The 20591-nt window shown below is 64.3% G+C and carries 23 protein-coding genes; 11 read left to right on the plus strand and 12 right to left on the minus strand.

Features of this window, described 5'->3' with window-relative positions; genetic code table 11:
- Window positions 1–17: 17 nt before the first annotated feature.
- The 8 genes from nuoN to Q0L30_RS14655 all read left to right on the plus strand — a co-directional run bounded on the left by nuoN (window position 18) and on the right by Q0L30_RS14655 (window position 6519).
- Entirely contained in the window at window positions 18–1490 is a 1473-nt protein-coding gene (gene nuoN, locus Q0L30_RS14620; RefSeq protein WP_296657548.1) for an NADH-quinone oxidoreductase subunit NuoN, read from the plus strand.
- Window positions 1490–1792, plus strand: coding sequence for a DUF2818 family protein (locus Q0L30_RS14625; RefSeq protein ID WP_296657553.1), 303 nt, complete (start codon window positions 1490–1492; stop codon window positions 1790–1792). The genes nuoN and Q0L30_RS14625 overlap by 1 nt, the downstream gene beginning before the upstream one ends.
- Before the next feature lie 82 nt (window positions 1793–1874).
- Window positions 1875–2477: an NUDIX domain-containing protein gene (locus tag Q0L30_RS14630; protein WP_296657555.1), complete on the plus strand. Its 603-nt coding sequence runs from the start codon at window positions 1875–1877 to the stop codon at window positions 2475–2477.
- A gap of 231 nt (window positions 2478–2708) precedes the next feature.
- Complete coding sequence (locus Q0L30_RS14635; RefSeq protein WP_296657557.1) at window positions 2709–3143, plus strand: DUF1178 family protein; 435 nt, start codon at window positions 2709–2711, stop codon at window positions 3141–3143.
- Window positions 3144–3195: 52 nt separating this feature from the next.
- Entirely contained in the window at window positions 3196–4404 is a 1209-nt protein-coding gene (locus tag Q0L30_RS14640) for an acyl-CoA dehydrogenase family protein (RefSeq protein ID WP_296657559.1), read from the plus strand.
- A gap of 11 nt (window positions 4405–4415) precedes the next feature.
- Window positions 4416–5543 (plus strand): acyl-CoA dehydrogenase, encoded by a 1128-nt coding sequence (locus Q0L30_RS14645; protein ID WP_296657561.1) that lies wholly within the window; start codon window positions 4416–4418, stop codon window positions 5541–5543.
- 50 nt (window positions 5544–5593) lie between these two features.
- Window positions 5594–6052, plus strand: coding sequence for a MaoC family dehydratase (locus Q0L30_RS14650; protein ID WP_296657564.1), 459 nt, complete (start codon window positions 5594–5596; stop codon window positions 6050–6052).
- Entirely contained in the window at window positions 6049–6519 is a 471-nt protein-coding gene (locus Q0L30_RS14655) for a MaoC family dehydratase (protein WP_296657565.1), read from the plus strand. Before Q0L30_RS14650 ends, Q0L30_RS14655 begins: the two co-directional genes overlap by 4 nt.
- Window positions 6520–6650: 131 nt before the next feature.
- Here Q0L30_RS14655 and Q0L30_RS14660 read toward each other — a convergent pair whose 3' ends face one another.
- The 6 genes from Q0L30_RS14660 to Q0L30_RS14685 all read right to left on the minus strand — a co-directional run bounded on the left by Q0L30_RS14660 (window position 6651) and on the right by Q0L30_RS14685 (window position 11641).
- Window positions 6651–7352, minus strand: coding sequence for a glutathione binding-like protein (locus Q0L30_RS14660; RefSeq protein ID WP_296657568.1), 702 nt, complete (start codon window positions 7350–7352; stop codon window positions 6651–6653).
- 128 nt (window positions 7353–7480) lie between these two features.
- Entirely contained in the window at window positions 7481–8719 is a 1239-nt protein-coding gene (locus tag Q0L30_RS14665; protein ID WP_296657571.1) for an acyl-CoA dehydrogenase family protein, read from the minus strand.
- A 53-nt stretch (window positions 8720–8772) separates the two neighbouring features.
- The gene (locus tag Q0L30_RS14670) at window positions 8773–9903 is read right to left on the minus strand and encodes a phosphotransferase (RefSeq protein ID WP_296657573.1); all 1131 of its coding nucleotides are present in this window, start codon (window positions 9901–9903) and stop codon (window positions 8773–8775) included.
- A 35-nt stretch (window positions 9904–9938) separates the two neighbouring features.
- Window positions 9939–10658, minus strand: a complete 720-nt coding sequence (locus tag Q0L30_RS14675) for a histidine phosphatase family protein (RefSeq protein WP_296657575.1) — start codon at window positions 10656–10658, stop codon at window positions 9939–9941.
- Complete coding sequence (locus tag Q0L30_RS14680) at window positions 10659–11447, minus strand: oxepin-CoA hydrolase, alternative type (RefSeq protein ID WP_296657578.1); 789 nt, start codon at window positions 11445–11447, stop codon at window positions 10659–10661.
- Complete coding sequence (locus tag Q0L30_RS14685; RefSeq protein WP_296657580.1) at window positions 11444–11641, minus strand: hypothetical protein; 198 nt, start codon at window positions 11639–11641, stop codon at window positions 11444–11446. Before Q0L30_RS14685 ends, Q0L30_RS14680 begins: the two co-directional genes overlap by 4 nt.
- Window positions 11642–11747: 106 nt before the next feature.
- Between Q0L30_RS14685 and Q0L30_RS14690 the strand changes: the two genes are divergently transcribed.
- A complete protein-coding gene (locus tag Q0L30_RS14690; protein WP_296657583.1) occupies window positions 11748–12389 on the plus strand; it encodes a glutathione S-transferase in 642 nt (213 codons plus the stop codon).
- A 115-nt stretch (window positions 12390–12504) separates the two neighbouring features.
- Here the strand turns inward: Q0L30_RS14690 and Q0L30_RS14695 are convergent, their stop codons facing one another.
- Both Q0L30_RS14695 and Q0L30_RS14700 read right to left on the minus strand, forming a co-directional pair.
- Window positions 12505–13695: a pyridoxal phosphate-dependent aminotransferase gene (locus Q0L30_RS14695; RefSeq protein WP_296657586.1), complete on the minus strand. Its 1191-nt coding sequence runs from the start codon at window positions 13693–13695 to the stop codon at window positions 12505–12507.
- 99 nt (window positions 13696–13794) lie between these two features.
- On the minus strand, window positions 13795–14298 hold the full coding sequence (locus Q0L30_RS14700; RefSeq protein ID WP_296657589.1) for a putative toxin-antitoxin system toxin component, PIN family: 504 nt from the start codon (window positions 14296–14298) through the stop codon (window positions 13795–13797).
- 55 nt (window positions 14299–14353) lie between these two features.
- Between Q0L30_RS14700 and yaaA the strand changes: the two genes are divergently transcribed.
- Both yaaA and Q0L30_RS14710 read left to right on the plus strand, forming a co-directional pair.
- Window positions 14354–15136: a peroxide stress protein YaaA gene (gene yaaA / locus Q0L30_RS14705; RefSeq protein ID WP_296657590.1), complete on the plus strand. Its 783-nt coding sequence runs from the start codon at window positions 14354–14356 to the stop codon at window positions 15134–15136.
- A gap of 15 nt (window positions 15137–15151) precedes the next feature.
- Window positions 15152–16315: a M14-type cytosolic carboxypeptidase gene (locus Q0L30_RS14710; RefSeq protein ID WP_296657594.1), complete on the plus strand. Its 1164-nt coding sequence runs from the start codon at window positions 15152–15154 to the stop codon at window positions 16313–16315.
- A gap of 78 nt (window positions 16316–16393) precedes the next feature.
- Here Q0L30_RS14710 and Q0L30_RS14715 read toward each other — a convergent pair whose 3' ends face one another.
- From Q0L30_RS14715 to Q0L30_RS14730, 4 genes are all read right to left on the minus strand, one after another.
- Entirely contained in the window at window positions 16394–17023 is a 630-nt protein-coding gene (locus Q0L30_RS14715; protein ID WP_296657609.1) for a hypothetical protein, read from the minus strand.
- 205 nt (window positions 17024–17228) lie between these two features.
- Window positions 17229–17903 carry an energy-coupling factor ABC transporter permease gene (locus Q0L30_RS14720; protein ID WP_296657597.1) on the minus strand — a complete coding sequence of 225 codons (675 nt, stop codon included), beginning with the start codon at window positions 17901–17903 and terminating at the stop codon, window positions 17229–17231.
- Between the two features lie 9 nt (window positions 17904–17912).
- Window positions 17913–18866 carry a response regulator transcription factor gene (locus Q0L30_RS14725; protein WP_296657600.1) on the minus strand — a complete coding sequence of 318 codons (954 nt, stop codon included), beginning with the start codon at window positions 18864–18866 and terminating at the stop codon, window positions 17913–17915.
- Window positions 18867–19060: 194 nt separating this feature from the next.
- Window positions 19061–20275 carry a DUF2863 family protein gene (locus tag Q0L30_RS14730; RefSeq protein WP_296657602.1) on the minus strand — a complete coding sequence of 405 codons (1215 nt, stop codon included), beginning with the start codon at window positions 20273–20275 and terminating at the stop codon, window positions 19061–19063.
- Between the last annotated feature and the right edge of the window lie 316 nt (window positions 20276–20591).

Here is a 20591-nt window from a genome sequence, read left to right on the forward strand (position 1 = left end):
CGGAGGACATAAAGATCATGCCAAACGCCCCTATGAACGCACTGCTTCCCGACGCGCTGGTGATGGCCGCCATCACCGTCGCGTGGCTCAACGACACGTTGACGGGCCGAGCGGGCCGCAAGACGACTTACTTCATCTCGCTGCTGTCCACGCTGGTGGGCGGCCTGTGGTTCGCGGTGAACGCGTTCGATCCGCACGTGTACTACTACTTCTCGCGCATGTACGTGGTCGACCCGTTCGCCAGCGCGATGAAGGCAGCCGTGACGCTCGGCTTCGCCGTGACGATCGTCTACTCGCGCAAGTACCTCGAAGACCGCGACATGTTCAAGGGCGAGTTCTTCCTGCTCGGCCTGTTCTCGCTGCTTGGCCAGATCGTCATGATCTCGGGCAACAACTTCCTCACGCTGTATCTCGGCCTCGAGCTGATGTCGCTGTCGCTCTACGCGGTGATCGCACTGCGCGGCGGCCAGACGCAGTCGAACGAAGCGGCGATGAAGTACTACGTCCTCGGCGCACTGGCTTCCGGCTTCCTGCTGTACGGCATTTCGATGATCTACGGCGCGACCGGTTCGCTCGAACTGAACGAAGTGCTGAAGGCCATCGCATCGGGCCATATCAACGACGTCGTGCTGCTGTTCGGTGTGGTGTTCATCGTGGCGGGCGTGGCGTTCAAGATGGGCGCGGTGCCGTTCCACATGTGGGTGCCGGACGTTTATCAAGGCGCGCCCACGGCGATGACGCTGCTCACCGGCGGCGGCCCGAAGGTTGCGGCTTTCGCGTGGGGCGTGCGCCTGCTCGTGATGGGTCTCTGGCCGCTCGCCTTCGACTGGCAGCAAATGCTGATCATCCTCGCGGCGCTCTCGATGATCGTCGGCAACATCACCGGTATCGTTCAGCGCAACATCAAGCGCATGCTCGCGTACTCGGCGATCTCGAACATGGGTTTCGTGTTGCTCGGCCTGCTGGCCGGCATCGTGGACGGCAAGGCGACCGGCGCGGCCAACGCGTACAGCTCGGCGATGTTCTACAGCATCATCTACCTGCTGACGACGCTTGGCGCGTTCGGTGTCGTGATGCTGCTCGCACGCCGCAACTTCGAAGCCGATACGCTCGACGACTTCAAGGGCCTCAACCAGCGCAGCCCGGTGTTCGCGTTCGTGATGATGGTGATGATGTTCTCGCTCGCCGGCATCCCGCCGACGGTCGGCTTCTACGCCAAGCTCGCGGTGCTCCAGGCAACGATTAACGCAGGCCTGACGTGGCTCGCCGTGCTTGCGGTGATCACCTCGCTGTTCGGCGCGTTCTACTACCTGCGCGTCGTCAAGCTGATGTACTTCGATGCGCCGCAGGACACCTCGCCGATCGAAAGCGGTGCGGGCAATCGCATGCTGCTCGCGCTCAACGGCGTGGCCGTGCTCGTGCTCGGTATCGTTCCGGGTCCGCTGATGACGCTCTGCCTGCAGGCCGTCACGCATACGCTGCAACTGTAATGTCTGCTGCAGGCTGGTTTGTCGTGCTGTTGGCGCTGGTCGGCGCCAACCTGCCGTTCGCCAACCAGCGGTTGTTCGGCGTTGTGCCGCTGCGCGCAAAGAAGAAGAGCGTGTGGCTGCGCATCGCCGAATTGATCGTTTTGTATTTCGTGGTCGGCGCGTTCGGCTTCCTGCTGGAAGCGCGCGCCGGCAACCGTTTCGAGCAGGGCTGGCAGTTCTACGCCATCACGTTCAGCCTGTTCGTGGTGTTCGCGTTCCCCGGCTTCACCTGGCAGTATCTCGTCAAACGCCGTTCGGCGTAGCTCAGGCTTCGAGCTTCTCAGGCGCTCGCCTTCGTGCGGGCGCACATCAATCCGCTCTCACGCGGCATCCCAGAGGTTGAACATGGCTGCTGAACATCTGAAACACGACCGGGCGCTCACTGAGACGTGCGTCGAAAGCACGACCCTCTACGCGGGCAACTTCCTCACGCTCAAGCGCGATACGGTGGAATTGCCGGACGGCAAGCACGCAACGCGCGAGTTCGTGCTGCATCCCGGCGCGGTGATGGTGATCCCGTTGTTCGACGATGGCCGCGTGCTGATGGAGCGCCAGTATCGCTATCCGCTGTCGCGCGTGATGACCGAGTTTCCTGCTGGCAAGCTCGATCCGCAGGAAGGCGCGCTCGCGTGTGCGAAGCGCGAATTGCGCGAGGAAACGGGGTACACGGCGCGCGAGTATGTCTACCTGACGCGTATTCATCCGGTTATTTCGTACTCGACGGAATTCATCGACATCTATCTCGCACGCGGTCTGATCGCCGGTGAAGCCAATCTCGATGAAGGCGAATTCCTCGAAACCTTCACGACGACGCTGCCCGAATTGCTCGATTGGGTGCGCAACGGCCAGATCACGGATGTGAAGACGATCATCGGCACGTTCTGGCTGGAGAAGGCGCTTGGCGGTAGTGGTGGTACCTGGCCGCTCGGCGAGGTCGAGAAGGGCTGAATCCACGCTGTCATGCGTGGGCATCGATCGACGGCGGCCCGCAAGGCCGCCGTTTGCGTTTGTTGGCGCTCAACGTGTGCGGTCAGCGGCGCTCGCCGCACGGCGCTACAATCGTGCACCCGCCCAATTCCAGGCAGATTCCAGGCAAACTCCGGGCGGCTGGAAAATTTCTGAACGACCGTTCACAAATCTGAATTTTGCGCTACACTCGCTGCTAAGCCCCGATTCCCCATGAAGGTCCTTGATTTACAGTGCCCAGACGGCCATCGGTTCGAAGGCTGGTTCGCCTCCGCTGACGACTTCGAGTCGCAGCGTGCGCGCAAGCTGGTCGAATGCCCGATGTGCGGCGCCACCGAGGTGAGCCGCCTGCCGTCCGCGCCCCGGCTGAATCTGTCCGGTGCGACCGAGCCGGGCGCCAAACCTGCGGAGCAACAGGCCGCACAGTGGCAAGGTCTGGCGTTGCGTGCACTGCGCGAGGTCCTGGAGAAGACGGAGAACGTGGGCGACCGTTTCGCCGAGGAGGCGCGGCGCATGCACTACAACGAAGCGCCGTCGCGCAACATCCGCGGAGTCGCAACCGCGGAGGATGCGCAAGCTCTTGTCGAAGAAGGCATCGATGTGATGCCGCTGCCGGTTCCGGCCGCGCTGAAGGGCTCGCTGCAGTAACCATGCGGGCCTTCGCCGCGGCGGCATTGGCTGCGGCGAGGAGACACTGCGCATGGATCTCGATTATTCCCCCGCCGACGACGCATTTCGCGCCGACATCCGCGCGTGGCTTGAGGCCAATCTGCCTCAAACGCTGCGCGACAAGGTACTCAACCACAAACGCCTGAGTCGCGACGACATCGTCAGCTGGCACCGCCTGCTCGGCCAGAAGGGCTGGTCGGCGCCGGCCTGGCCCGTCGAATGGGGCGGCCCGGGCTGGACCGAAGTGCAGCGCCACATCTGGGACGCCGAATGCGGGCGCATCGGTGCGCCGATCGTGCTGCCGTTCGGCGTGTCGATGGTCGCGCCCGTGCTCATGAAGTACGGCAGCGAAGCGCAGAAGCGTTACTACCTGCCGCGTATCCTCGCGGGCACCGACTGGTGGTGCCAGGGCTATTCAGAACCGGGCTCGGGTTCCGATCTTGCTTCGCTGCGCACGCGCGCCGTACGGGTCAAGGACGATTCCGGCGATCACTATGTCGTGAACGGCCAGAAGACCTGGACCACGCTCGGCCAGCACGCCGACATGATGTTCTGCCTCGTGCGCACCGATCCCGCCGCAAAGAAGCAAGAGGGCATCTCGTTCCTGCTCGTCGACATGAAAACGCCGGGCATCACCGTGCGCCCGATCATCACGCTCGACGAAGACCATGAAGTCAATGAAGTGTTCTTCGAAGACGTGAAGGTGCCGGCCGAGAATCTCGTCGGCGAGGAGAACCGCGGCTGGACCTACGCGAAGTATCTGCTCGGTCATGAACGCACCGGTATTGCGCGCGTGGGCGCATCGAACCGCGAACTGGCATTCCTCAAGAGCGTCGCGCTCAAGCAGAAGAAAAACGGCAAACCGCTGCTGCACGACCCGGTCTTTGCGGCGCGCGTGGCCGCCGTCGAAATCGAACTGATGGCGCTCGAAGTGACTGCCGAGCGCGTGATCGCGAGCAGCGGCAACGGCCGTGGCCCGGGTCCCGAAGCGTCGATGCTCAAGATCAAGGGCACCGAAATCCAGCAGGCGCTGACCGAGCTGATGCTCGATGCGGTCGGTCCGCTGGCCGCGCCGTTCGATCCGGCGTTCCTCGAGGGCAAGCACCCGCACGCCGCAGGCGGCGACGACGACGCGGCTCCGCTCGCGGCGTACTACTTCAACTACCGCAAGACGTCGATTTACGGCGGGTCGAACGAAATCCAGAAGAACATCATCGCGCAGATGATTCTGGGGATCTGAGGAGCGGCGCAATGGACTTCAATTTCACCGAAGAGCAACAGCAACTTTCCGACGCGCTGCGTCGCTATCTCGACAAGAACTACGGCTTCGAAGCGCGCCAGGCGATCGTGAAGACGCCCGAAGGCGTCTCGGCCTCTCACTGGAATGCGTTCGTCGAGCTTGGTCTCACGGCGCTGCCTGTGCCGTCGGCGCACGGCGGCTTCGACGGCACGCCGTTCGACATGCTGGCCGTCATGCAGCAGCTCGGCCGCGCGCTGGTTGTCGAGCCGTACTGGGCGACGGCGGTCGGCGTCGAAGCGCTCCGGCTCGCGGGCGATGCGCAAGGCGAAGATGCAGCGTTGCTCGAGCGCGTGGCCACTGGCGAAGTGCGCCTCGCGGTGGCTTTCCACGAACCCGATGCGCGCTACGACCTGTTCTCGCTCGCCGCCACGGCGAAGGAAACGGGCGACGGCTTTGCGCTCACGGGCGAAAAGTCGGTCGTGCAGCACGGCGCGCAAGCCGACTACTGGATCGTCCCGGCGCGTGTTGCGGGCGAAGTTGCGCTGTTCGTCGTCGCGCGCGGCGCGAACGGTGTCGATGTGAGCGACTACCGCACGATCGACGGCCAGCGCGCCGCGACGCTCAAGTTCAACGGTGTGCACGCGCGCCGGCTGGGCGGCGAGTCCGTTGGGGCAGCGACGTGGGAGCGCATTGCCGATTACGCGACCTTCCTGCTGTGCGCGGAAGCGCTCGGTGCGATTGACGCGCTCACGAGTGCGACCGTCGAATACACGAAGACGCGCCAGCAGTTCGGCGTGCCGATCGCGCGTTTTCAGGCGCTGCAGCACCGCATGGCCGACATGCTGATTCACGCCGAGCAGGCCCGTTCGATCACGTACCTCGCCGCGGCGCGCTACAGTAGCGAGTCGCCTGACCAGCGCCGTCGTGCGATCTCCGCCGCGAAAGCGCGCGTGGGGCAGGCGGCGCGTTACGTCGGCCAGCAGGCCGTGCAATTGCATGGCGGCATGGGCGTCACCAACGAGGTCGCGGCGGCTCACCTGTTCAAGCGCCTCGCGATCATCGAAACGACGCTTGGCGATGTCGATCATCATCTGGAGCGCTTCACCGCGCTGCCGGGCTTCGCGCAAGCGGCTGCATAAGCGGTTGTACAAGCGGCTGCACGAGCGCGGCCACATCGAGGAAAGCAACGATGACTGTGAGTTACGAAGATCTCGAAGTCGGCAGGTCGTACACGGTCGGCTCGCATACGTTCACGCGCGAGGAGATCGTGCAGTTCGCCGGGCAGTTCGATCCGCAGCCGTTCCATATGAGCGAGGAGGCCGCCGAAGCGTCGATGTTCGGCGGGCTCGTCGCGAGCGGCTGGCATACGTGTTCGGTCATGATGGGCATGCTCGTGCGCAACTTCCTGGGCGATTCGACCTCGATGGGCTCGCCCGGCGTCGATGAGATCCGCTGGCTCAAGCCGACGCGCGTCGGCGACACGCTCACCATGACGAACACCATCGTCAGCAAGCGCGTGTCGTCGAGCAAGCCCGATCGCGGCATCGTCGAAACGCGCTGGGACGGCGTGAACCAGCACGGCGAAACCATCGTCACGGTGCGTTCGAAGGCCCTGTTCGGGCTGCGGCATCCGGGGAGCGCATCATGAGCGAGAGCGGCATTGTCCAGATTGCCGACGTGGCGACGCTGCGCGCGCTCGCGGGCGGCACGCCGTTCGTGAGCGGCTGGATCGAGGTGGGTGAGCCGCAGGTGCTCGACTTCGCCGAAGCCACCGGCGATCACCAGTGGATTCACGTCGATGCAGAGCGCGCGCGCCGCGAGTCGCCGTTCGGCGGTCCCGTCGCGCACGGTTTTCTCACGCTTTCGCTGATGCCGGCGCTGCTCGCGCGGACTGTGAAGATCCATCAGCGTATGGGGGTGAACTACGGGCTCAATCGCGTGCGCTTCACGTCACCCGTGCCGGTCGGATCGAAGGTGCGCGCGCGCTTTGGCGTGAAGGAAGCGGAAGATGCCGCCGACGGCAGCGTGCAGGTGACGTGGAACGCGACCATCGAGTGCGAGGGCAGCGAACGGCCCGCGTGCGTGGCCGAGTTCATTACGCGGCATTACTTCTGATCGCGTTCGCCTGTGCATCGGCACAGGCGCGTATCGGAACACCATCGAATCGAAGGGGCGTGCGGCACGCGTTGCCGGACGCCCCTTCTTTTATGCGCTTTTCAAGCGTTTTTGCTGCGCTTTGAGTGCGCTCAGTGCTTTGCGTACTGCGTCGCGCCGAACAGAATTTCGCGCTCCTTGTCGCTGCTGATCGGCTTGCGCGCGGCGGCGAGTACCTCCACGCCACGCTTGACCGCAGGCCGCTCCGCAATCGTCTCGTGCCAGCGCTTCACGTTCGGCAGGCTGTCGAGATCGATGCCCTGGTTCTGCCACGAACGCGTCCACGGGAATGCGGCGATGTCGGCGATGGTGTACTCGTCGCCGGCGAGATACTCGGTCTTCCCGAGCTGCGTTTCCATGACGTTGTAGAGCCGCTTCGCTTCATTCGTGTAGCGGTTGACGGCGTACTGGATCTTTTCGGGCGCATAGATGCGGAAGTGGTGCGCCTGGCCGAGCATCGGCCCGAGTCCGCCCATCTGGAACATGGTCCACTGCAGCACGTCGTAGCGCGCAGCGAGGTCTTCCGGCATGAACTGGCCGGTTTTCGCCGCCAGATAAATCAGGATCGCGCCCGATTCGAAGAGCGAGAACGGCTTGCCGTCGGCGCGAACCGGGCCTTCGGAATCGACGATGGCGGGAATCTTGTTGTTCGGACTGATGGCGAGAAAGTCGGACTGGAACTGGTCGCCCGCGCCGATATCGACTGGATGAACGCGGTATTCGAGGCCGGTTTCCTCGAGCATGATATGCACTTTGTGGCCGTTCGGCGTGGCCCAGCTATAGACATCGATCATTGTGTCTCCATGGCACTGTGGACGGGGAGCACCGCGGCCCGGCCGCAGCGCCTCAACTCGCGCAGATTAGAGCACAGTTCGATGAGGGATGCAGAACGTGAGCACGCGTCCCTCCCGCATACGCGGACTTACCGCCGCGAAGCTGCGTCGAGTTCCTTGTAGCGCCCGTATTCGAGCTTGGCGATTGCGTTGCGGTGAACCTCGTCGGGTCCGTCGGCGAAGCGCAGCGTGCGAGCGTGCGCATACGCATAGGCGAGCGGAAAGTCGCCGCTCACGCCCGCGCCGCCATGCACCTGGATCGCCCAGTCGAGCACCTGGCAGGCCACGTTCGGCGCCACGACCTTGATCATCGCGATCTCGCCGCGCGCGCCCTTGTTGCCGACGGTATCCATCATGTACGCGGCCTTGAGCGTGAGCAGGCGTGCCTGCTCGATCATGCAGCGCGCCTCGGCGATGCGTTCCTGCGTGACCGTCTGCGCCGAGATCTGCTTGCCGAACGCCACGCGCGTGAGGGCGCGTCGGGTCATGTATTCGAGCGCGCGTTCGGCGACGCCGATGAGGCGCATGCAGTGGTGAATGCGGCCCGGCCCGAGCCGCCCCTGGGCGATCTCGAAGCCGCGCCCTTCGCCGAGCAGGACGTTCGACGCGGGCACGCGCACGTTCTTGAGCGTGATCTCCATGTGGCCGTGCGGTGCGTCGTCGTAGCCGAACACGGTGAGCGGGCGGCGCACCGTGATGCCCTCGGCGTTGGCGGGCACGAGGATCATCGACTGCTGCGCGTGGCGCGGTGCGTCGGGATCGGTCTTGCCCATGACGATATAGACCGCGCAACGCGGATCGCCCGCGCCCGAGGACCACCACTTGACGCCGTTGATCACGTAGTCGTCGCCGTCGCGCGTGATGCGCGTCTGGATATTGGTCGCATCCGACGAAGCGACATCGGGCTCCGTCATCAGGAATGCCGAGCGGATCTGGCCTTCGAGCAGCGGCGCAAGCCACTGGCGCTTGTGCTCCTCGGTGCCGTAGCGCTCGATGGTTTCCATGTTGCCGGTGTCCGGCGCGCTGCAGTTGAACACTTCGGGTGCCCAGTGCACGCGGCCCATGATCTCGCACAGCGGTGCGTATTCGAGGTTCGTGAGGCCCGCGCCGCGCGTCGACTCGGGCAGGAACAGGTTCCACAAGCCCGCCTCGCGTGCCTTGAGCTTCAGTTTTTCGACGATCTCGGTGGGCACCCATGCATTGCCGTTCGCGCGATTGCGTGCGACTTCCTCATGGAAGAGGTGCTCGTTCGGGTAAATATGTTCGTCGAAAAACGCGAGCAACTTCTCGCGCAGCGCCTGCACTTTCGGTGTGTAATCGAAGTTCATCTATAACCTCGCCGGGAAAATAGCTGTCGTGCGGATAGTGTTTCTTCGGACCTTCAGCGGACTTTTTGCGCGTAACGCCACGCGAGTTCCGCCATGGGCCGTGCGCGAGCGCCTGCGTCGACGGCCTGGGCGCTGGCCGCTGTGCCGTCCACGACGCGTTTCATGATGCCCTGCAGGATCGCGGCGATGCGGAACATGTTGTACGCAAGGTAGAAGTTCCAGTCGCCGCGAATCTCGAGACCGGTGCGCGCGCAATAACGCTCGACGTAGTGCTGCTCGTCGGGGATGCCGAGCGCGGCCCAGTCGAGTCCGCCGATGCCGCGGAACTGCGCCGGATCGACGTGCCAGGCCATGCAGTGATACGAGAAGTCGGCGAGCGGGTCGCCGAGCGTCGAAAGCTCCCAGTCGAGTACCGCGAGCACACGCGGCTCGGTCGGATGGAAGATGAGATTGTCGAGGCGATAGTCGCCGTGCACGACCGAGATGCGCGCGCCCGCGTTGTCGGGCACGTGCTGCGGAAGCCATTCGATCAGGCGATTCATCGCGTCGATCGGCTCGGTTTGCGACGCCTGATACTGGCGGCTCCAGCGATCGATCTGACGTACGAAATAATTGCCGGGCTTGCCGTAGTCGGCGAGGCCGATCGCTTCGGGCGACACGTTATGCAGCGCTGCGATCACGCGGTTCATTTCGTCGTAGATCGCCGCGCGTTCTTCGCGCGACATGCCGGGCAGCGACTGATCCCACATCACGCGGCCCTCGACGAACTCCATCACGTAGAACGCCCGGCCGATCACCGCTTCGTCCTCGCACAGCGCGAGCATCCTGGCGACGGGGACATCGGTCGCGCCGAGTGCATCCATCACGCGGTATTCGCGTTCGATCGCGTGCGCCGACGGCAGCAGCTTCGCTTTCGGGCCAGGCTTGGCGCGCATCACGTAAGTGCGTTGCGGCGTGACGAGCTTGAACGTCGGGTTCGACTGGCCGCCCGCGAACTGCTCGACCGTGAGCGGACCGGCGAACCCGTCGACGTGCGCCGCGAGCCAGGCGGTTAGCGCTTCGATGTCGAAGCGCTGCCGTTCTGCCACGGGACGCGTGCCCTCGAACGCCGAATAATCGCTCGGGGCCGGCGCCGGGTTGTACTTCTGCTTCGGGGTGTCTCCATCCGGGCTGGCTTGCGCCATATTTGTCTCCCCCTCTTGTTTATGGATGCCGCGCGCTAGGTGCGCGGGCGAAAGCGCAGGAATTGCGCGTAAAGCATTTCCATGGTCGTGTTACGCGTTTCGTGATGGAGCGGCGACGGCGGCGCATAGTTGAGTGTGCGCACGATCCAGTCGCCGCTTGCCGTGCCGACGTCGAGCGCGTTGATGCAGCCCGTCGCCTGCGCCAGATGGCCGAAGAACGTGCGCCCGCCTGCGGTGATTGCGTGCGAGAGAATCGCGCGGTTCACGCCGCCGTGCAGCACGAGCAACGCGGTGTCCCACGACGGATCGGCGCGCAGCGCGGCGAGCGCGGGCAGCACGCGGTCGAGCAGTTCGCCGATGGTTTCGCCGCCGAGAAAGCGCGTGTCTTCGGCGACGATGCCATCGAACGCGCGCAGGAATGCGTTCTCAACGTCGCCGGGCGGAATCGATGCGAGGCGGCCGCCGCGAATCTCTTCCCACGCGGGCTGCACTTCGAGTTCGATCTGCTGGCCGGTTTCTTCGAGCACATGCTGCGCCGTTTCGACCGTGCGGCGCAGGCCGCTCACGATCACACGGTCGAAGCGCCGCGCCTGCGAGGCGAACGCGCGGCCTGCCGCCTTCGCCTGCGCGCGGCCGTTCTCGTTGAGCGGCACGGTATCGGGATCGATGGCGCGGCCCGAATCGTCGAAGTAGGTGACGTCACCGTGGCGCATCAGAAAGATGCGGCGACGCGCGGGCATCTGGAAATCGCTCATCTACTTGTAGACCGGTGGACGTTTTTCGAGGAACGCGGTGATGCCTTCGAGCGCGTCGCGATGATGCAGCGACGCGACGAAATTCTCGCGTTCGGCGATCAGGTGATCGGCGAGCGGCTGCGTGTCGGCGACATTGACCAGACCTTTGATCCGCGCAGCCGAATTCGGCGAGACAGCGGCGAGATCGTCGGCCCATGCGAGCGCGGCGTCGAGCGCCGTGTGCGGCTTGACGAGGCGATTGACGACGCCGAGTTCGGCAAGCCGTGCGGCGCCGACCGGCTTGCCTTCGAGCATCAGTTCGGTGGCGAGCGCACGCGGCAGCGCGCGGGAGAGAAACCACGAGCCGCCGCCGTCGGGCGTGAGGCCCACGCGCGAATACGACATGACGAATTTCGCGTCCTCGGCGGCAACCAGCAGATCGGCGGCAAGCGCGAGCGAGAAGCCTGCGCCTGCCGCAGCGCCTTCGACCGCGGCGATCACGGGCTTGCTCGACTGGCGCATCGCGTTGACCCACTCGGCGAGCATGTCGATGCTGGCAGCCTGCACCGATGGATCCTTCGCGCGGTTCTCCAGCAGGCGATTGAGGTTGCCGCCCGCGCAAAAGAAGTTGTCGGCGCCGGTCAGCACGATCGCGCGCAACGACGCGTCGCGCTCGGCGGCGTCGAGCGCTTCGATGGCGGCGGCGTACATGTCGGGATGGAGCGCGTTGCGTGCGCCGGGGTTCGACAGCGTGAGGACGAGCGACGATTCATGCCCTTGCGGCCGGCTGCTGCGGAGTTCGGCACTCATGCGCGGACCTCGTCTGGTTGGTTGCGCAGTGTGCCGCGCGGTTCGTTGCGCCGGGCGGCGCCAGGCAGGATCGACGCGCCGTGCGCCTTGCCGGCGGCTGCGAGGCGGGCGAACGTATCGGCAAGTTTGTCGCGCGCGGCTGCTGCCGCGACTACGATGCCGGTTGTCTCAATGTAGAAATAATGGGAAGTCATTGGAAACTTCACTCCATGAGTGTCCTAGAATAGCACGGTCGTACATTTCTATGGCAACAGATTTCGGCGCTGTTCGCAGCAGCGCTGTCTTCAAGGAGAAACGAGGATGATCAAGCTGCACGGTTTCGCGCTGTCGAACTACTTCAACAAGGTCAAGTTCGTGCTGCTCGAGTACGGCATCGCCTTCGAGGAGGTGATCGACAAGCTGCCGCTCGACGAGGCGCTGCGCGCGCATTCGCCCGCGGGCAAGGTGCCGTTCATCGAGACTGAAAACGGCTTTCTGTGCGAATCGGAAGTGATTGTCGAGTATCTGAACGCGCGCTTTCCCGAGCACCGCATTTTCTCGGCCGATCCGTGGCAGGCCGCCAAGGAGCGCGAACTCATCACGTTCGTCGAAACCCATCTGGAACTCGAAGCGCGCGAACTCTACGTCGAGGCGTTTTTTGGCGGCACGGTGAGCGACGAGGTCAAGGCGACGGCGCAAAAGCGTCTGCGCCGCTATATCGCCGCTTTCAAGCGGCTCGCGAAGTTCGCGCCGTATGTGGCGGGCGAGCAATTCGGCGTGGCCGATGCGGCGACCTTCGTGAGCCTGCCGCTCGTCGCGTCGGCGACGCAGAAGATCTATGGCGTCGATCTCGTGGCAGAGGCGGGGATCGACTGGAAGGCGTACCTGAAGCTGATCGGCGAGCGGCCCTCGGCGCAGCGCGTGAACGCCGATCGCAAGGCGTATATCGCGGCCAACGCGTAAGCGACGATTGCGCGGCGTCGTTTGCAGTATGCGCAACATGCCGCCGCGTTCCGCTGCGGCCTCGCGCGATGATCGGGAACGCAGGGTCGTTCGCGGATGCATCGCGCCGGCTTCGTCAGAGTCGCGCGAGACGTTCGAGCGCGGTGGCAAGCGTGCTTTCGCGCTTCGCGAAACAGAAGCGCACGACGCCCGATTCATGCGGCTCGTGATAGAACGCCGAGACCGGAATCGCGGCCACGCCGATCTCGGTCGTGAGCCACTTCGAGAACTCGGCTTCGGGCAGGTCGCTGATCGCGGAATAATCGACGCACTGGAAATAGGTGCCCTCGCACGGCAGCAGCTTGAAGCGCGTGTTCGCGAGACCCGCGCGGAAGAAGTCGCGTTTCTTCTGATAGAACGCCGGCAGTTCCAGATACGGCTTCGGATCGCGTAGATAGTGCGCGAGACCGACTTGCATCGGCGTGTTCACGGTGAACACGTTGAACTGATGCACCTTGCGGAATTCGGCCGTGAGCGGCGCGGGTGCGGCCACGTAGCCCACTTTCCAGCCCGTCACGTGATACGTCTTGCCGAAGCTCGACACGATGAAGCTGCGGGCCGCCAGTTCCGGATAGCGCGCGACGCTCTCGTGCGGCGCGCCGTCGTAGACCATGTGCTCGTAGACCTCATCGGAGAGGATCAGCACGTTGGTGCCGCGCACGATCGCCTCGAGCTGGCGCATGTCCTCGGCGCGCCACACCGTACCCGTCGGGTTGTGCGGCGTGTTGATGAGGATGAGGCGCGTCTTCGGCGTGATCGCGGCAGCGAGCCGGTCGAACGGAATCGCGTAATCGGGTGCTTCCAGCGTGACGAACACGGGCTTGCCGCCCGCGAGTTCGATGGACGGCAGATAGCTGTCGTAGGTCGGCTCGACGACGATCACCTCGTCGCCCGGATGGACCGCGCACAGGATCGCGGTCAGCAGCGCCTGGGTCGCGCCCGCCGTCACCGTGATCTCGGTGTTCGCGTCGTAGCGGCGGCCGTAGACGTGCGCGATCTTGTCGGCGATCGCCTCGCGCAGCGCGGGCACGCCGGCCATCGGCGGATACTGGTTGTGGCCTTCGCGCATGGCCTGCGCGACTGCGTCGACGATGCGCGCGTCGCAGTCGAAGTCGGGAAAGCCCTGGCCCAGATTCACGGCGCCTTTTTCTGCGGCGAGCGCGCTCATCACGGTGAAGATCGTCGTACCGACGTTCGGCAGACGCGACGGGAATGAGGGCGTGAGCGGCGTGGACGAAGATTCGTGCGGCAAATGCGGTGCGTTCATGGCGCGGGCAGACGGTGGACGTTCAATCGGGAAAGCCTGATTGTAGGCATATGCAGGCAAATCCGCGCGTTCCCGCGTGATTGCCGTGCGCGAGGCGCATCAGGCGCAGGCGGATTGCGCGGCGGCGAGCCCGGTTTCGTCGATGAAAGCGCCCGGTGTCGCGACGCGAAAGCCGAAGTCGCGTGCCATGCGCTTCGCGAGCTTGAGCACCGCGCGATCCTTCGAGACGAGCCATGCCGCGCCGCTTGCGCGCGCGAGTTCGAGGAACTTCTGGTCGTCGCGGTCTCGGCACAGCGGCAACGGCCGTGCGTCGTCGGGCAGGGCGGGCGGGACGATCAGGTCGGCGAGGCGCGACACGCTGGCGAGCGCATCGGCCTTTTCGACCCCGCGTTGCGCGAGGTGCGGGTAGTCCAGAACATGCGTGAGTTCGGCGAGACAGCGCGCGTCGATCAATGCGCGTAGCGCGCCGCTTTCGAGCGCGGCGCGGATCGGGCGCGTGTGTGGATCGTCGAACACGAGGATGTCGAGCCACACGTTCGAATCGAGAACCGCGGACAGTACGGTGGCGGAGGGCTGGGGCTGAAAACCGGTCATTCGTGACATTCGCTACAATCGGGCTTTCGCCTTGAACATCGGCACTGCGTGCCTGCAAGCCTCTATGATAATCGTTCTGTCGCCAGCTAAATCGCTCGATTACGACACGCCGGCGCACATCGAAACCCACACGATCCCTGCTTTCGTCGAAGACGCAGCCGAACTGATCGACGGCCTGCGCCGTTTGTCACCCCAGCAGATCGGCTCGCTCATGAGCATCTCCGATCAACTCGCGCGCCTGAATTTCCAGCGCTATGCCGACTGGTCGAAAGAGTTCAGCGAGGCCAACGCGAAGCAGGCCGTGCTCGCTTTCAATGGCGACGTCTATGAGGGTTTCGACGCCAGATCGCTCTCCGCCACCGACCTCGACTACGCGCAGCAGCACGTGCGCGTGCTCTCGGGCCTCTATGGCGTGCTGCGTCCGCTCGATTTGCTGCAGCCGTATCGCCTCGAAATGGGCACGCGCTTCGAAAATGCGCGCGGCAAGGATCTCTATGCGTTCTGGGGCGAGCGCATTACGCATGCGCTCAACGCGCAGCTCGAACACAACGCGAAGAGCGCGCGCGTGATCGTGAACTGCGCATCGAACGAATATTTCAGGTCGGTCAAGCCGAAGCAGCTCGCGGCGCCCGTGATCACACCGGTCTTCGAGGACTGGAAGGGCGGCCGGTACAAAATTATCAGCTTCCATGCGAAGCGCGCGCGCGGCCTGATGGCGCGTTATGCGGTCGAGCATCGCATCGCCGAGCCGCAAGGGCTCAAGGGCTTCGACGCCGAAGGTTACACGTTCGTTGCGGATGCATCGAACGATTCGACTTACGTATTTCGCCGGCGCATTGCCGAATAAGCGAGGAAAACAGCCATGACGCTTTCCATTACCAGCCAGTTCGACGCGGGCGCGATCGAAGTTCTGTCGTGCGAGCGCGCCGACGATATCCGCCTGCGCGTGCGCACCGACAATCAGTCCGAGTTCGCCCAATGGTTCTACTTCCGGCTCTCGGGCGCGCGCGGCGAGCGTTGCGTGATGACGTTCGAGAACGCGGCGGCCTGCGCGTTTGCGGAAGGCTGGCGCGGCTACCAGGCCGCGGCGAGCTACGACCGTGTGAACTGGTTCCGCGTGCCGACTTCGTACGACGGCCAGAAGCTCACGATCGATCACACGCCGGACTTCGACAGCATCTACTACGCGTATTTCGAGCCTTATAGCGAGGAGCGTCACGCAGAATTCCTCGGCGCGCTGCAGCAACTGCCGCACGCGACGCTCACTGAACTCGGCCAGACCGTCGAGGGCCGGCCGATGTCGCTGCTCACGCTCGGCACGGCGGGCGACACGACGCCGGATGGCAAGCCGAAGAAGACGGTCTGGATCATCGCGCGCCAGCATCCGGGCGAGTCGATGGCGGAATGGTTCGTCGAAGGGCTCGTGAAGCGTCTCGCGGGCTGGGGCGACTGGGCGGGCGATCCGGTCGCGCGCAAGCTCTACGACCGTGCGGTGTTCCACATCGTCCCGAACATGAATCCGGACGGCAGCGTGCACGGCAACCTGCGCACCAACGCCGCAGGTGCGAACCTGAACCGCGAATGGATGGAGCCGGACGCGCAGCGCAGCCCCGAAGTGCTGGTGGTGCGCGAGGCGATCGAAGCGACGGGCGTCGATCTCTTCTTCGACATCCACGGCGACGAAACGCTGCCTTATGTGTTCGTGGCAGGCTCGGAGATGCTGCCGGGCTTTACCGACCAGCAGCGCGTCGAGCAAAAGGCCTTTATCGAGGCATTCAAGATCGCGAGTCCCGATTTTCAGGATCAGCATGGTTACGAGTCGAGCCGCTATCGCGAGGACGCACTCAAGCTCGCGTCGAAGTACATCGGCCACCAATACGGGTGCCTGTCGCTGACGCTGGAGATGCCGTTCAAGGACAACGCCAACCTGCCGGACGAGCGTGTCGGCTGGAATGGCGAGCGCAGCGCCGCGCTCGGCGCCGCGATGCTGCAGGCTATCCTGCATCACGTGGAGACGTTCGTGTAAGCTCGTACGCACGCAAGAACAAGGGGAAGCGGTGCGAACCGCTTCCCCTTTTTTGTCGCTCGGCGCCGATGCGGCGCATCAGGCCTTGGTCGTTTTCTTTTTCGCCGACCTGGCTTGCTTCGAGCCGCTTTTGGCGCTGCTCGTTGCCGCAGGCTTGTGGCTCGATTTTTTCGAAACACCCTTCTTCGAACCCTTGTGGGTCGACTTCTTCGCTCCGTGCTTGCCCTTGCCGTGCGAGCCGCCGTGCGCACGCGCGGGCGGCACCGGGTCATTCCAGCTAAACGCGAGCATCTGGTTGCCGACGTAGCCGCAGCGGAATTTCAGATCGTACGGCGAGTTATTGCTGTTCTGCGGAATGCCGACGCCCTCGACGGTCACGATCGTGTCGACTTTGACGCGCTGCTTGCCGTTGTCGAACGAGTCGTTCCAGGGCGTGACGCTCGAATGGGCGCTGTCGAACGAGGTGGGCGGAAATTCCACGTGATCGAGCGCTGTCGATGTGCTGGCGACGAAATGGCCGTGCGCGGCGCAGTCGGCGACCAGCGGATCGGCGTGCATCTGGTTGACGAAGGAGTTGACGAGGTCGTTGTGCTGATCGAGTTGATCGGCACGGGCTGGCTGTGCGAAGGCGAACACGAGGCTCGCGGTGCATGCAGCAAGCCGTCCGGCTGTGACCAGCAGCCGGTGGGATGCAGAGTTGCGGTCCATCTTGGTGTAGGAGTGCGGTGTGACGTGAGACACGGTAAGAGCTTGCGACGTGCCGGAGAGTTCAATCCTGAAATAATTTTCCTGGCCTTTGACTCGCTGGCTTGCCGCGAGTGGTACGGGCCACCCCGCTACGACACGAGGTCGCGCGAGTTCTGTCGGAGCAGCATTTTAGCGTAGGTGGGCAGCGATTCCGTGGAGCGGACTCTCAAGTGCGCGGGCCACCCAGTCGATATCGGCGCACGTCGTAGGTCGTGACCCATGCGGGCCGATAGACGGCGATAAGCGCGGTCGCCATACCGGTAAACCATGCTTCGCCGGATGCCAGCAGAAATACGCTGAACGCGTAGCTTGCCGGCACGACGAGCATCGAGCCGCCAGTGAGTGCGATATGGGTGCCGAGTGCCAGATACGCGGTGATCGAAACGGCGATGGCGGGCGAAATGAAGCCCTGCCCGACGATGAACATGAGGAGGTTGCGCGGCAGCCAGGCCGTGCACGCTCGCTGCAGCAGCGCGGAGATGGCGACCGGGACGGCGCCGAACAGAAGGAACGTCAGCGCGACGCCGTCCCAGGGTGTATCGAAGACGAGCGCCGCGAGTGCGACGACCACGGCCATGGCGACGAGCGCGAGGCCCCAGTCGAAGAGCGTCACGACGAGCGTGGCGCCGATCAGGTGCAGCACGGTGCCGTCTTCGAGCCAGGCGTTGCTGGCCCACAGTACGGCCACGGCCACGATGATCGCAAGCCACACGTGCTGCAGCGTCGCGTCCTGAAGCCGCTTGAACGGGTTGTTCCACAACGCGAGCGCGAGCACGCCGAGGGCGACAATCCACCCGGCGACTACGAACCATAACGGCAGCGGCGTATATAGGAACCCCATGTCTCAATATTACTCGTTGGGCGGCGAAACGTGTGCACGGGGTGTCGCGGGCGGATCCTCCTCGGCGTTTGCGCTGCTGGCGGATGCCTCGGCGCACTGTGCGAGACCGGATGTGCCCCACGGGCAGCTGGGTTCTGCGGCTATTGGTAGCGCAGGTAGCGTCTCGACGCTGTCGCCTGCCAGCAACGGATAGCGGAACGGCTCTGCGTCGCGCGGCCGCAGCGGCACCACGCCGTGATGCCCATGCACGGGCTTTGGCGCCGGCTCGCCCTGGGCGCGCAACACCTCCAGCTGATTCGACAGCAGGCCGTTGTAGATCGCGACGGCCGCTGCGCGGTTGGGTGCGCCGAGCTGCTGGAAGATGCTCGTCAGATGGATCTTGACCGTTCCTTCGCTGATACCGAGCGCGCGGGCGATCATCTTGTTCGTGCTGCCCATGTGGACGCAGCGGAGGATCTGCTCCTGACGGGGTGACAGGCGCACGACAGCGCGCCGGCCGCGCACCAGTGTGTCGCTCCTGCCCGGATGCCGCGGTGGGGCCGGAGAGGGCAGAGAGGGCGGAGAGCGCCACGGCTCGCGAAGGACGTCGGCGGGCAGGTGATCGCCGCCTAGCAGAATGAGTTCGAGCAGCTTGACGATGAGGATCGAGTCGGTGGTGCGCCGGATAATGCCGCGTGCGCCTTCGTCGAGCAGCGCCTGCACGCCCGAGGGCGGCTCCGCACTATCCACGAGCACGGCGATGGGCAGGGTACGGTGGTGGTTCGCAAAATTCTTCAGTTCGCCGGCGCGGATGCCGTGATGCCAGTCGATCACGAACAGATTCGGGGTGAAGCGTTGCATCACGCGTTCGGCGCTGCGCCAGTCGGGAGCGTCGTTGAAGCGCGCGCGCCGATCGATCTGTCTTAGCAGTGCCTTGAGTCCTTCGCGCCTTTCGGCGTCCGGATTGAATACTGCGAACCGCATGAAATACCCTCCTGTGACTGACGACCTCTCGAATGGATGCGTGGCGCGCACGTTGTACTCGCCTGCGGAATTGGACCAACAGCGCCATGATGACAAAAAGCTTGCATCGCGTGGACTGTCCAGAAGGTGTAAGACTTACCGCGCAAAAAAAGTCCCGCGCGAAGGCGGGACTGGGTAGGAATCTGACGCGCGACTCAGTGGAAGTGCGGCTGGACGGGCTCGGAATCTTCCGGCATTTCGGCGTGGACGATTTCGCCGAGCGGGTCTGCGTAGAGCGGCACGCCGCAATCATCGCAATACTCTGGCTCGAAACGGCCGGCGTGACGGCGGATTTCGGTGATGCCCGACTCCTTGAGCAGCGCGACGATCTCTTCGAGCGGACCGTTGCCGCCATTTTCTTCGGTCGGTTCTTCGTCGATGTCCGCGTCGCCATTCTCGCGGCCATACAGCGGCCAGACGACGCCATAGAGGACATCGTTGCTGCCGCGCCGTGTGAAGCCGATCCGGTATTCGTCGACGCGCCGCTCGCCGAAGCCCGCAACCACGGCGCGCAGGTCCTGCGCGGAGGCGCCGGTGGTGTCGATCAGATAACGGACGGCGGTGCGGATCGTATGCGGGCGCACACGTTCGTCGGCGTCGCGGCAGGCCGAGTAGTACGCGTCAGGCAGCAGGCACTCGAACTCGCAGCCGGGCATCACGACTGCGAGATTGGCGCCGCCCTGCGTCGCCCATTGTTCGAGGCACTGGCTGCGCTCGATGCGCGAGCCATGCTCCTCCTCTTGCCAGCGAAAGAGCGGCTCGCCGACGGGTGCTGCTACGACGGTGAGCAGGAAGCGCGGATCGGCGAGGATGGGCGACGTTTCGGGCAATTCGCTCGAGCTGATCTTCGCGGCGCTGCCGCTCAGCGCAGCCTGCGCGAGTTGCTGTGCGAGACGCCAGGTTTCGACGTGATGGCGCGGCAACTGATCGATGCTGTACAGGTAGGGGGCCATCGCAACGCGCGTACCGCTTGCGAGCACGTGTGCCTGCAGGTGCGTGCGCAGGGCGTCGGCATTGTCGGCCTTCAGCGGGCCTGCGGGAATGACATAGCGTGTCCAAGCAAGCACCGGCGCGGCGACGAGCAGTGCCTCAAATTGCGTACCGTCGTGTTCGACGACGAACGATTCGCTGTGCGTTTCGGCCATGTCGGCGAGCGCGCCGTATGCGTCCGGATGATTTTGCTGCAGGTGATCGAGCGCGGCGTCGAGGGTCGTTTGATTGCCGTTGCGCACGACCTTCGCTAGCAGCGTGTCGAGCTTGGCTTCCCAGAAGCGGTCTTCGGTGCGGCTGCCCGAGGCGAACAGGGCGAGCGACAGGCCGACAAGTTTGTCGGCGTCCGGAGGGAGGCGTTTGGCGATTCGCGAGCGCATAAATCTATGTATTGGAATGCGGAGAGCCTCATATTCTAGACTGTTCCGTGCGCGGCATCGGGTTGCGCTGCGGCGATAGCGGAGGCTGTGCCGCTGGCGGCGCTCACGGGAAGCCGGTAGAAAATTTTTCTACGCGCCCCCCTTGCGCGAGGGCGGTGGTGAGGGGTAAGATTCGCCCCCTTCGCAGTGCGGACGTGATGAAACAGGCGTCCGGACGGCGGAGGCCGCCGCAGAAACGGGCGGCGCGCAGTCAGCAGCTTTTGAGCAGCGATGCAAAAAAGGGGTTGACGAAGCGAAAAAGATTCTTCATAATCTC

The sequence above is a fragment of the Paraburkholderia sp. genome (genome assembly GCF_024281035.1).
In the GTDB taxonomy this organism is placed as follows: domain Bacteria; phylum Pseudomonadota; class Gammaproteobacteria; order Burkholderiales; family Burkholderiaceae; genus Paraburkholderia.

Coding starts and splice junctions, on each gene's coding strand:
- nuoN (WP_296657548.1), top strand. CDS start 18: ATGCCAAACGCCCCTATGAACGCACTGCTTCCCGACGCGCTGGTGATG.
- Q0L30_RS14625 (WP_296657553.1), top strand. CDS start 1,490: ATGTCTGCTGCAGGCTGGTTTGTCGTGCTGTTGGCGCTGGTCGGCGCC.
- Q0L30_RS14630 (WP_296657555.1), top strand. CDS start 1,875: ATGGCTGCTGAACATCTGAAACACGACCGGGCGCTCACTGAGACGTGC.
- Q0L30_RS14635 (WP_296657557.1), top strand. CDS start 2,709: ATGAAGGTCCTTGATTTACAGTGCCCAGACGGCCATCGGTTCGAAGGC.
- Q0L30_RS14640 (WP_296657559.1), top strand. CDS start 3,196: ATGGATCTCGATTATTCCCCCGCCGACGACGCATTTCGCGCCGACATC.
- Q0L30_RS14645 (WP_296657561.1), top strand. CDS start 4,416: ATGGACTTCAATTTCACCGAAGAGCAACAGCAACTTTCCGACGCGCTG.
- Q0L30_RS14650 (WP_296657564.1), top strand. CDS start 5,594: ATGACTGTGAGTTACGAAGATCTCGAAGTCGGCAGGTCGTACACGGTC.
- Q0L30_RS14655 (WP_296657565.1), top strand. CDS start 6,049: ATGAGCGAGAGCGGCATTGTCCAGATTGCCGACGTGGCGACGCTGCGC.
- Q0L30_RS14660 (WP_296657568.1), bottom strand. CDS start 7,352: ATGATCGATGTCTATAGCTGGGCCACGCCGAACGGCCACAAAGTGCAT.
- Q0L30_RS14665 (WP_296657571.1), bottom strand. CDS start 8,719: ATGAACTTCGATTACACACCGAAAGTGCAGGCGCTGCGCGAGAAGTTG.
- Q0L30_RS14670 (WP_296657573.1), bottom strand. CDS start 9,903: ATGGCGCAAGCCAGCCCGGATGGAGACACCCCGAAGCAGAAGTACAAC.
- Q0L30_RS14675 (WP_296657575.1), bottom strand. CDS start 10,658: ATGAGCGATTTCCAGATGCCCGCGCGTCGCCGCATCTTTCTGATGCGC.
- Q0L30_RS14680 (WP_296657578.1), bottom strand. CDS start 11,447: ATGAGTGCCGAACTCCGCAGCAGCCGGCCGCAAGGGCATGAATCGTCG.
- Q0L30_RS14685 (WP_296657580.1), bottom strand. CDS start 11,641: ATGACTTCCCATTATTTCTACATTGAGACAACCGGCATCGTAGTCGCG.
- Q0L30_RS14690 (WP_296657583.1), top strand. CDS start 11,748: ATGATCAAGCTGCACGGTTTCGCGCTGTCGAACTACTTCAACAAGGTC.
- Q0L30_RS14695 (WP_296657586.1), bottom strand. CDS start 13,695: ATGAACGCACCGCATTTGCCGCACGAATCTTCGTCCACGCCGCTCACG.
- Q0L30_RS14700 (WP_296657589.1), bottom strand. CDS start 14,298: ATGTCACGAATGACCGGTTTTCAGCCCCAGCCCTCCGCCACCGTACTG.
- yaaA (WP_296657590.1), top strand. CDS start 14,354: ATGATAATCGTTCTGTCGCCAGCTAAATCGCTCGATTACGACACGCCG.
- Q0L30_RS14710 (WP_296657594.1), top strand. CDS start 15,152: ATGACGCTTTCCATTACCAGCCAGTTCGACGCGGGCGCGATCGAAGTT.
- Q0L30_RS14715 (WP_296657609.1), bottom strand. CDS start 17,023: ATGGACCGCAACTCTGCATCCCACCGGCTGCTGGTCACAGCCGGACGG.
- Q0L30_RS14720 (WP_296657597.1), bottom strand. CDS start 17,903: ATGGGGTTCCTATATACGCCGCTGCCGTTATGGTTCGTAGTCGCCGGG.
- Q0L30_RS14725 (WP_296657600.1), bottom strand. CDS start 18,866: ATGCGGTTCGCAGTATTCAATCCGGACGCCGAAAGGCGCGAAGGACTC.
- Q0L30_RS14730 (WP_296657602.1), bottom strand. CDS start 20,275: ATGCGCTCGCGAATCGCCAAACGCCTCCCTCCGGACGCCGACAAACTT.